At 32.7% G+C, this 8,461-nt stretch carries 13 protein-coding genes and 1 pseudogene; 3 read left to right on the forward strand and 11 right to left on the reverse strand.

Translation table 11 applies throughout. The annotated features are described in order from the left end of the window. Positions 1-290: 290 nt before the first annotated feature. Positions 291-563, reverse strand: coding sequence for a hypothetical protein (locus M663_RS0110485; protein ID WP_029688863.1), 273 nt, complete (start codon positions 561-563; stop codon positions 291-293). Next, positions 560-844, reverse strand: a complete 285-nt coding sequence (locus M663_RS0110490) for a TNT domain-containing protein (protein ID WP_273702694.1) — start codon at positions 842-844, stop codon at positions 560-562. The genes M663_RS0110485 and M663_RS0110490 overlap by 4 nt, the downstream gene beginning before the upstream one ends. A 40-nt stretch (positions 845-884) precedes the next feature. Here M663_RS0110490 and M663_RS15565 point away from each other — a divergent pair, with 40 nt between their 5' ends. Further along, positions 885-1,058 carry a hypothetical protein gene (locus M663_RS15565; protein ID WP_273702695.1) on the forward strand — a complete coding sequence of 58 codons (174 nt, stop codon included), beginning with the start codon at positions 885-887 and terminating at the stop codon, positions 1,056-1,058. Positions 1,059-1,182: 124 nt separating this feature from the next. On the opposite strand, the gene M663_RS0110500 is transcribed toward M663_RS15565, so the two are convergent. From M663_RS0110500 to M663_RS15575, 9 genes are all read right to left on the reverse strand, one after another. After that, positions 1,183-1,605: a hypothetical protein gene (locus M663_RS0110500; protein WP_029688865.1), complete on the reverse strand. Its 423-nt coding sequence runs from the start codon at positions 1,603-1,605 to the stop codon at positions 1,183-1,185. 123 nt (positions 1,606-1,728) lie between these two features. Continuing rightward, on the reverse strand, positions 1,729-2,001 hold the full coding sequence (locus tag M663_RS0110505; protein WP_273702696.1) for a hypothetical protein: 273 nt from the start codon (positions 1,999-2,001) through the stop codon (positions 1,729-1,731). A 113-nt stretch (positions 2,002-2,114) separates the two neighbouring features. After that, positions 2,115-2,435 carry a hypothetical protein gene (locus tag M663_RS0110510; RefSeq protein WP_029688867.1) on the reverse strand — a complete coding sequence of 107 codons (321 nt, stop codon included), beginning with the start codon at positions 2,433-2,435 and terminating at the stop codon, positions 2,115-2,117. A 14-nt stretch (positions 2,436-2,449) separates the two neighbouring features. After that, the gene (locus M663_RS0110515) at positions 2,450-2,710 is read right to left on the reverse strand and encodes a glycohydrolase toxin TNT-related protein (RefSeq protein WP_029688868.1); all 261 of its coding nucleotides are present in this window, start codon (positions 2,708-2,710) and stop codon (positions 2,450-2,452) included. Positions 2,711-3,116: 406 nt separating this feature from the next. Continuing rightward, positions 3,117-3,539: a hypothetical protein gene (locus tag M663_RS0110520; protein ID WP_029688869.1), complete on the reverse strand. Its 423-nt coding sequence runs from the start codon at positions 3,537-3,539 to the stop codon at positions 3,117-3,119. A gap of 12 nt (positions 3,540-3,551) precedes the next feature. Beyond that, entirely contained in the window at positions 3,552-4,991 is a 1,440-nt protein-coding gene (locus M663_RS15570; RefSeq protein WP_273702697.1) for a peptidoglycan-binding domain-containing protein, read from the reverse strand. A gap of 130 nt (positions 4,992-5,121) precedes the next feature. Continuing rightward, a complete protein-coding gene (locus M663_RS0110530) occupies positions 5,122-6,219 on the reverse strand; it encodes a glycosyltransferase family 4 protein (RefSeq protein ID WP_029688871.1) in 1,098 nt (365 codons plus the stop codon). After that, positions 6,216-6,449 carry a hypothetical protein gene (locus M663_RS0110535; protein WP_029688872.1) on the reverse strand — a complete coding sequence of 78 codons (234 nt, stop codon included), beginning with the start codon at positions 6,447-6,449 and terminating at the stop codon, positions 6,216-6,218. The genes M663_RS0110530 and M663_RS0110535 overlap by 4 nt, the downstream gene beginning before the upstream one ends. A 471-nt stretch (positions 6,450-6,920) precedes the next feature. Continuing rightward, entirely contained in the window at positions 6,921-7,046 is a 126-nt protein-coding gene (locus tag M663_RS15575) for a hypothetical protein (protein ID WP_273702698.1), read from the reverse strand. A gap of 750 nt (positions 7,047-7,796) precedes the next feature. Between M663_RS15575 and M663_RS0110555 the strand changes: the two genes are divergently transcribed. Continuing rightward, entirely contained in the window at positions 7,797-8,090 is a 294-nt protein-coding gene (locus tag M663_RS0110555) for a preprotein translocase subunit SecE (RefSeq protein ID WP_029688873.1), read from the forward strand. A gap of 86 nt (positions 8,091-8,176) precedes the next feature. Then, positions 8,177-8,461 (forward strand): annotated as a pseudogene (locus M663_RS15580) (transposase); the annotation flags it as partial.

Below are 8,461 nucleotides of genomic sequence, written 5' to 3' on the forward strand. Positions count from 1 at the left end.
CGCCTCCCGTTTATAAACTCAAGTTGGCTTATTTTTCCATGTCATGGTATGCATTTTTTCCTGTTTTCTATCTCTTTCTCCAGCTCTGGCATTACATCATCTATTGCTTCTATTAGTTCTCTTACTTCGTATAACTTGTTCCTTTTAAGTACCATGTATTCTTGCCTTCCTTTAATACCTCTGGATTTGGTACAAATATTTGCCTCGCTCCTTCCGATCTTCCCTACTTTTCCTTATACTGAAGTTTCTTTTAAAATAGCACCATAGCTTTAAAGCTATGGTGCCAAGTTTTACAAATCTTTTCCTTTACCTATATAAGGTTTTTCTTCTTCATATTCTTTAGTTACATAATTGTAAAAAAAGTCACATGCTTCTTCTTCTGATGTGAAAATCTTTATTGTATATTTATTTCCCCTTTCATCTTGGTCATACATTATCCATGTTCCATCATTGTTTTGTTCTAACCAAAAGATACCAAAAAGCTCAAAATGTCCTGGTATACTCCACCAAATGTCTATTACTCCTGCTTGTATTAGTTTTTCTTTTAATTCTTGTACATTCATTTTACTTTTACCTCCCTTATATATCCTTCATTTATTAATTCTTTTATCGTCTTTGGCATTTTGTACTGTATACTTCCACCTGGCTGGTCAAACCATGGTGCTGTCTTGCCTTCCAAGGCTTCAAATGGCTTTATTACTTCATATATATTGTATGGTAATTTTCTATTTTCTGGAGGCAGTGACCTCATTTCAAATGGTGTACCTACTGGTGCCGCAAATTTACCTGTTTTTTCATAACCATACCTATCAAATCTCTCTCCCGGTTTGAATACTTTCTTCACCGGTGTACCTTCAAATCCATCATTTGGTGGCCATATATATTTGCAATTTTTATCAAGCCATTTTGAGGCAATTTTTGATGAGCTTGAAGTGGCTTCTTTTACAGTTGTTGCTTCTACTTTCTCAGCACTTGAAGAAACATTCTTTATGGCTTTTTCTGCAACTCCTACTACTTTCTCTGCTTTTGCTGCATCTGCTACCTTTACAATCTACTAGTATTTTTATTTTGCTTTTGTTCTTACTGTTTATTTTACTAATTTATATTATATTAAGGTACAGTCTTTTCATTTGATAAACTAATCTGCCAGGACTATCCTGGCAGATTAGTCTAATTCAACGTTTATTTGTATATAACAACTATATTGCTTGTATAACTTTTTGAATCAAAATCTGATACAATTTTCCCCCATTCAAATTCTGCTACATCTGCCTTATAATTTCCCTCATCCCATTTGTGTTCTAATTTTATTCCTTTACTTTTTAAATATTCATCATGGATGGCTTTTAACTTTGGTTCATCATTCCATCCTTTTATAAGGGGACTGTCCATTGAAAGTGAAACTTCTTTTAAATGGGAATTTTCAAAACACAACTTAATGTAAAAATCTTTTCCGTCTATTTTGTGAGGTCCTCCTATGCCCATATACATTTTTTCATCCTGACCTGTATAATATCTTGTTTTTTTAAACTCTTCAAGGCTTAATTTCGGTGATAATACTAAATCTGAGTTTACTACCATCTCCCCTGTTTTTAAATCTATCATTTTCGTCGCTCCTTTGATACTCCCTTTCTTTAGGCAAATATCTTCTCGTCCTCTCAGTCTTCCCACTTTTCATATTGAAGTTTTTTAAAATAGCACCATAGCTTAAAACTATGGTGCCGAGTTTTATAAATCTTTTCCCTTACCTATATACGGCTTTGCTTTTTCATATCTTATAGTTACATAGTTATAGAAAAATTCACAAGCCTCTTTTTCTGATGTAAAAGTTTTTATTATGTCTTTATTCCCTCTCTCATCTTGGTAATACATTATCCATGTTCCATCATTGTTTTGTTCTAACCACCAATCAGCACCAGGAATGAGATGTCCAGGTATACTCCAGTAAACGTCTATTACTCCTGCCTGTTTTAGTTTTTCTTTTAATTCTTGTACATTCATTTTGTCTCACCACATTTCTGTTTATTTTTTTACTATTTTTAAGGTTTCGCTATATTCCTCATCCCCTTTTAGCTTTTTAACTAAATATTTAATCCGTACTACACAGAAAAATTTTATTCTTTTAGTTTCCTGTGATATATATCTGCTATATCCCATAATTCTTTTTCTATTGAAGGTTCAATTTTCCAATTTTCATGTGTGAAATACCATGCATATTTTACCCATCTCTCTCCTTTCGGTGGTAGTTTATTCTCTATTGCCATTTTCCTTATTTCCTCCAATTCCTCTTTTATTGCTTCCAATTCGTCTATTTCTCCGTATCCAGGTATCCCTTGCTTTCTATTCTCAAGTTCTTTATTTACTTTTGGCAATACTGCATCTATTTCTTCTATTAAATCTGAAATTTCGTATCTTACTTTTCTCTTTAAAACCATTATATTCACCTCATCTATTTCAGTATTTTAGGATCTGGTATGAATATCTGAGGAGCCCCACCAAGTTTACCCCAATGAGGTGCAACTGTTCCTTTTAATACTTTTGTACCTTTAGGAATTATCCATTGCTGTATATTTTCTGCTTTATTCCCTGGCGGTAAAGCTAATTGATTTACAGGATCTTTTAAAAGTTCTGTTGTTAACCACTGCCCTCTTGGATTAGAATTACCACCATAATATCTGTAAGCTAACGTGTCACTATCCAAAACTACCACTTTTGCACCCGGATTAAAGGCTTCAATTATATTCCGTCTAACTTTAGGGTTATCTACTCCACTTTCTTTTAAAAACTTCGCAACTTCTTTTATTTCTTTAAATGTAGTTTTTTCAACAGTTTGTGTTGTTACCTCTTTTACTTCCGTTACTGCAGCTTTTTCTGCTAATTCTGCGGCTCTCCCTGTCTTTGTTATATCTACCGCTGTCTCTGCAGTTCATCCTGTTAATTTTTAAAGTATTTATTTCGTTTCTACTTTATTTTCTATTTTACCATTTTTATTGTATAAGATATGGTCTTTTCACTCTATAGGTTAAAAATCTGCCAGGATTGTACTGGCAGATTAATCTAATTTACAACTTCTCCTAACTTTTTTGTATTTACACTATTTTTATTTCTTTTATATGCTACTTGTAAATAATAAGTATATCGCTTGTATAACCTTTTGTTTCAAAATATGATACAATTTCTCCCCAGTCAAACTCTGCTACATCTGCCTTATAATTTTCCTCATCCCATTTGCGTTCTAATTTTATTCCTTTACTTTTTAAATATTCATCATGTATTTCTTTCCTCTTTGGTTCTTCATCCCATTCTTTTATAAGTGGACTATATATCATCAGGGAAACTTCTTTTAAGAAGGAATCTTTAAAATACAAACTAATGTAAAAGTCATGGTTATCTATTTTATGGAGTCCATCTATTTCCATATACATTTTTTCATCCTGTCCAGTGTAATATCTTGTTTTTTTGAATTCTTCAAGACTTAATTTTGGTGATAATATTAAATCTGAGTTTACTATTATCTCCCCTGTTTTTAAATCTATCATTTTTACCTCTCCTTATTTGTAATTTTTAAGTGGTATTTCTTTTACAGGTACCAGTATCCCTTTTTGCTCTAACTCTTTTACATTTGGTACAAATATTTGAGGTAACCCTCCTTCTCCATGTTTTACATTTGCTTTTGCAATGCCAAAGGCTGCTTTTGTATCTTTTGTAACTTTATATCCTACCATTACTTTTCTGTATCCTTTTTCTCTATGTTTCTCTACCTGTAGCCCTTTAAATAGTTTTTCTGCATCACCTTCCGACCTTCTTATAGCACTTTCTGTAGTAAAGAATTCTGTACCATTAGGTTCTCCTCTATATATTATCTTCCCTTCTTTCAATGTTATATCTCTAAATCTGTCTATACCAGGATATGGAGGCTTACCTTGAGCCATTTGTGCAAGTTTTGATGGAGATATGGCAGTTTCTTTTACAGAAGTTGACTCTATTTTGGGTACAACTTTAGAGATTTTCCCTACTGCTTTTTCTGCAACTCCTGCTGCTTTCCCTGCTTTTGTTATATCTACCGCTGTCTCTGCAGTTTTCGCAGTTCCTGCTATTACTGTTGCTTCTTTTGCTGCTTTTATCCCTTTGTCTAAACCTTTTGTTCCTACTAATCCTATAGCTATTTCTCCTACTACTCTTCCTGCTATCTTTGCTCTTGTATTTGCATCTCCTGTCTTGAATTTGTTGTATGTCTTTATTGCTTCATTCTTTATTGTGTTTACTGTCTCTGCTGGATGTGTTGCTACATAGGCTATTCCTTGTACTGTCTCTGCCGGATGTGTTGCTATTGTCCATACTCCTTTTAATGTACCTACTACAGCATCTCCCATTCCTTTTCCAAAGTTCTTCGCTACTGTTATGGCATTTGTGTTTTGCTGATTTGTTATTATATTCCCATTTTTGTCATAGATTTTGTAGTTTTGAGGTATTGTGCTCCCATTTATCTGTCCTGCCAGTATGTTTAATTTGGGTGTGCTGCTTCTCCCCGCTATTATGGGAGTTGTGCTTCCGTTTTTGTCGTATATTACAGGAGTTGTGCTACTATTTTGATATGTTTTGTTTGCATTTATACCTGTCCTGTATGAGTTTGCAGTGTTTTGAGCTGTATATGATGTGCTTGCAGGCTTTGTATATGTGCTGGTTTTTTGCTGTACAGATGTTGTACTTCCACTTGATATGCTGTTTGCTGCTTTTATCAGCGCCTTAAGTGTCTGGGGCCCTATTATTCCATCTGGGGTGAGTCCATTCGCTTTTTGAAAGGCTTTTATTGCTGCATCCGTGTTTTTACCAAATATGCCGTCAACTCCACCTGTAGAATATCCCAGTTTGTTTAATACCTGCTGTACTGCCTTTACGTCTTCTCCTCTTGAGCCTTTTGATAGGTATCCGCTTTGTTTTGAAGAAATTGCCGAGGTTTTATAACTTCCTCCTGTTTCTAATGCATACATTTTCTCCTCTCCCTTATTTTATTTTTCTTTTGTTGTACGGTCAATAAGAAAATCTACATATCTCACCTCCCTTTCTGAGTTTGTATTGAATTTATTAATTACACGCCAGTGTTTTGGCGTATAATTTACGTTATAAGAGAGAGTTTAATAAATCTGTATACTTTTCTATCATTTTCTGTGCTGTGAAAATTTCTTTTCTTTTACAAAGTTTTCCCATTTCTTTTTCTATTTCTTCTTCTGTATCTTCCTGAAATGTCTTTATTGCTTTTTCTATTTCTCCTTCTTCATAAGGGTCAAAGGTGTATTTGTAATCCCCTATAATTTCAGAAATTCCCCCGTTTCTGCTTGTTATTACTGGAGTTTTTGTGTTTATTGCTTCCAGCACTACATACCCAAAAGGCTCATAAAGCGAAGGAATTATAAGGGCATCAAGTGAGTTTAGAAATGCTTTTTTCCTTTCGCCATGGCACCATCCATAAAAGTGTATTTTCTTTTGCATTTCTGCAGCTTCAATATAGTTAAGTATTGTGCTCAAGTAAAAAGGATCCTGATTGTCACAGGCAATGTGAAGTTCTCCATCTATTTTTTTAAATGCTTTTATACATTCTAAAAGTCCTTTTCTATAGTCAAGCCTTCCTATAAAGCCAAAGTTTCTTCTGGTTGGTTTTATGCTTCTTTTTATACTATCTGCGCTGTCAAATTCCATTCCATTGTGTATAACGTAAATCTTGTTTTCTAGTTCGGAATACAGCGTTTTTAATTTTTCTCTTTCTGCCTTTGACACGCAAACTATTGCATCTGCTCTATAAGCTAATGTTTCAAAGTCTTTCTGTATTTGATAATTGCCTCCAAAAGGGTCGTCTGATGTGTATGGTTCTGTCGTCGGAACTGAGTGTACCACATATACCAGTTTTTTATCTCCTAGTATTTCTTCATCTGCTATAAAACTTAAGCCGTAAAAGTGGACTACGGCTATTTGGAAGTTTAACTCTTTTAATCTTCCTATTTCTTTGTATGAAACTGATAATATGTCTTTTATGCCGGGATATGATTCTATTCTTATGTCAGTAAGTGTCTCATCATCATAAAAGTGAACAAATCCTGCATCCTCCATATGGTATTTGTATAACTGGTCTATGTATGTCGCTATGCCACCTGCCATATATTTGCCTATTTCATTTGTAAAGTGTAAAATCTTGTAATTCGTTTTAAAATTTATGTTTATCATATGTCTTTAAACTCCCCCAGTATCACGTTATATTTTTTGATTAGATATTTTTCCTGTTTTGAAGAAACTTTGATAGGTAAAGCCGGAAGTTTAGATAGGTCAGGGTCTTCAAATTTTCTTGAAAAGTCGAGTATAAAAAATCCTTCCGCACTTTCATCAATAGGATATTGATCGTATGGAAGAACTAATATTTTATCTTTTATTTTTATTTCTCGAGGTATGAATTTCATATAAAACCATCCTTTTGTGTAATTTTATACTATTTATTTCGGTAAATTCTTTATTAAGTTTAGTTTTTCCATGAGATTTTTTGTTAAATTTATATTAACTTTGGCTTATAAAATCTATCTATTTAATAATTCTTAATAGTTATTTCCTCTTGACTTTGTGAAAAATAGGCTTTATATCTGCTTGCTTTATTGATAAACAAAATTTAAGCCCCTGTTTCACAGTGTAAAAACAAGAGCTGTGCATATAGATTTGGCTTTTCTTAAATCTTCAAATATGAGATAAAAATTTAAAGAAACCAAATGTCTATGCTTATCTTCTATATTTTTGAGGTTTTTGCCTACATAAAAAAACAGGCTTTGAGCCTGCCTCACATTATGTTATTTTCATTCATAGTGCGTCCACATTCTATAGATTTTTACAATTTTTTCTTCTTCCAAAACTTCGTATATTATTCTATGAGGTATTATTTTTCATTTTTGCATTTCTATAGTCTTTATACTGCACTCAGGAAACATCTCTCTAAACATTTCTTCCTGTTCTTCTAAACACAATATCTCTATTTCCGTCGCTTTTTTATATCTGTACTGTGCCAGCATTAAATAGTTCTTTATCTTTGCAATCTTTTATATGTCGTTCAGAATTAAAACCACAACTTCTTTATTACCTGCTAAGAAAGTTTTCTACTTTTATCATGCTCAGTTTTGCCACCATTTCCAAAAGTTTTTTGTCACGTTCTGTCAATTCCACATTTACAGGCATTATGCATTCTCCTTTATGGTTTAGAATATGTTTAAAATTGTAAAAAATATTTATATAGGGTTTATAGTGTACAATAACTATTTTTCTATAAAAAATAAAAATAACTAAAGTTAACTAAAAAATACCGATTTATTGAAATGGTGTGAGAAACTAAACATATAACACGAAAGGAGTGAGAAGATGAAAGTCTGAGACGTTGCAGTTAAGACTTTTCATCAAACTAATAAGGATTTTCTAACTGCTGGAAATATCATCTCTGAAGTTATAGTTGGAAGCCAGAAGGGTTATGCTGCTATAAAAGCTGCTTTTGCAGAAAATATTTTTGACCAAGCTGCTATAGATGGTACTTCTCCCGTAGCTATAGGCACAAGAATTGCTGATAGGCACATAATAAATAGGAATATGGAATGGTAGTAACTGCTTCAATAAATTATGACATTGATTTTGCAAGCCATTTTGTTCATAATGTGGGATGGTAGGGATATTAATTTATACAGTTTCTCCAATCAATCTGCTTTATTAAAATAATTAGAATTAATGGATAATATTTGTTATTAGTTAGCAATTGTTGAAGGAGTTGGTATTGAATGACATTTTCTTTTAAAGGATTATTTGCGTTTTTAATACCTTTAATTTTTGGATATTTTTTAGGTTATTTGATACTTATTTTATTAAGGTATATATTGATAGGATATTATAATTATGACAAAAAAGAAGTTTTTAAAGAAACGGCTATTGTATTTTGGGAGAGTATATTTATTTCCATAATTATATGGGCTATAAAGTTTTTTATATATGAACAACTTAACCTTTTCCAATGGACTGTACCAAGTATAGTGGTAATAGAAGTATTAAGGCAAATATTAACAAAAAGGAATTGAGTCATCCTCTGACTGAAAAGAGATGAAAAATGGCTCAATACAATATTCCATAGATTCTGAAATTTTGCATTACCTTTTTGCACTTTGTGCAAGCAATTCATCGACATTTCCAGGGAGCTACCTGGCAAAGGTGCCAAACACATTTTATGAGAAATATTCTTGATAAGACTCCAAGGGCTTTACAAAAAGAATTACATGCCAAACTAAAGCCTATTTTGAAGCACCAGATCTCAGAACAGCAAGGATGCTATTAAATCAAGTATTAGATGAATATAGAGATAAAGCTCCTAAAGCAATGGAGATTTTAGAAGAAGGATTTGAAAGATGCGACAGCAGTTTTAGAACTTCCTGAGCCTTATCGAAGGAGACTT

Origin of the sequence: Thermoanaerobacter sp. A7A, assembly GCF_000445185.1 — a bacterium.
GTDB lineage: Bacteria > Bacillota > Thermoanaerobacteria > Thermoanaerobacterales > Thermoanaerobacteraceae > Thermoanaerobacter.

Bases quoted from the DNA above. Each gene is read 5' to 3' on its own strand.
- M663_RS0110535 (WP_029688872.1), bottom strand. From the start codon at position 6,449: ATGAAATTCATACCTCGAGAAATAAAAATAAAAGATAAAATATTAGTT.
- M663_RS0110555 (WP_029688873.1), top strand. From the start codon at position 7,797: ATGACATTTTCTTTTAAAGGATTATTTGCGTTTTTAATACCTTTAATT.
- M663_RS0110505 (WP_273702696.1), bottom strand. From the start codon at position 2,001: ATGAATGTACAAGAATTAAAAGAAAAACTAAAACAGGCAGGAGTAATA.
- M663_RS15575 (WP_273702698.1), bottom strand. From the start codon at position 7,046: ATGCTGGCACAGTACAGATATAAAAAAGCGACGGAAATAGAGATATTG.
- M663_RS0110520 (WP_029688869.1), bottom strand. From the start codon at position 3,539: ATGATAGATTTAAAAACAGGGGAGATAATAGTAAACTCAGATTTAATA.
- M663_RS15570 (WP_273702697.1), bottom strand. From the start codon at position 4,991: ATGTATGCATTAGAAACAGGAGGAAGTTATAAAACCTCGGCAATTTCT.
- M663_RS0110510 (WP_029688867.1), bottom strand. From the start codon at position 2,435: ATGGTTTTAAAGAGAAAAGTAAGATACGAAATTTCAGATTTAATAGAA.
- M663_RS0110485 (WP_029688863.1), bottom strand. From the start codon at position 563: ATGAATGTACAAGAATTAAAAGAAAAACTAATACAAGCAGGAGTAATA.
- M663_RS0110500 (WP_029688865.1), bottom strand. From the start codon at position 1,605: ATGATAGATTTAAAAACAGGGGAGATGGTAGTAAACTCAGATTTAGTA.
- M663_RS0110530 (WP_029688871.1), bottom strand. From the start codon at position 6,219: ATGATAAACATAAATTTTAAAACGAATTACAAGATTTTACACTTTACA.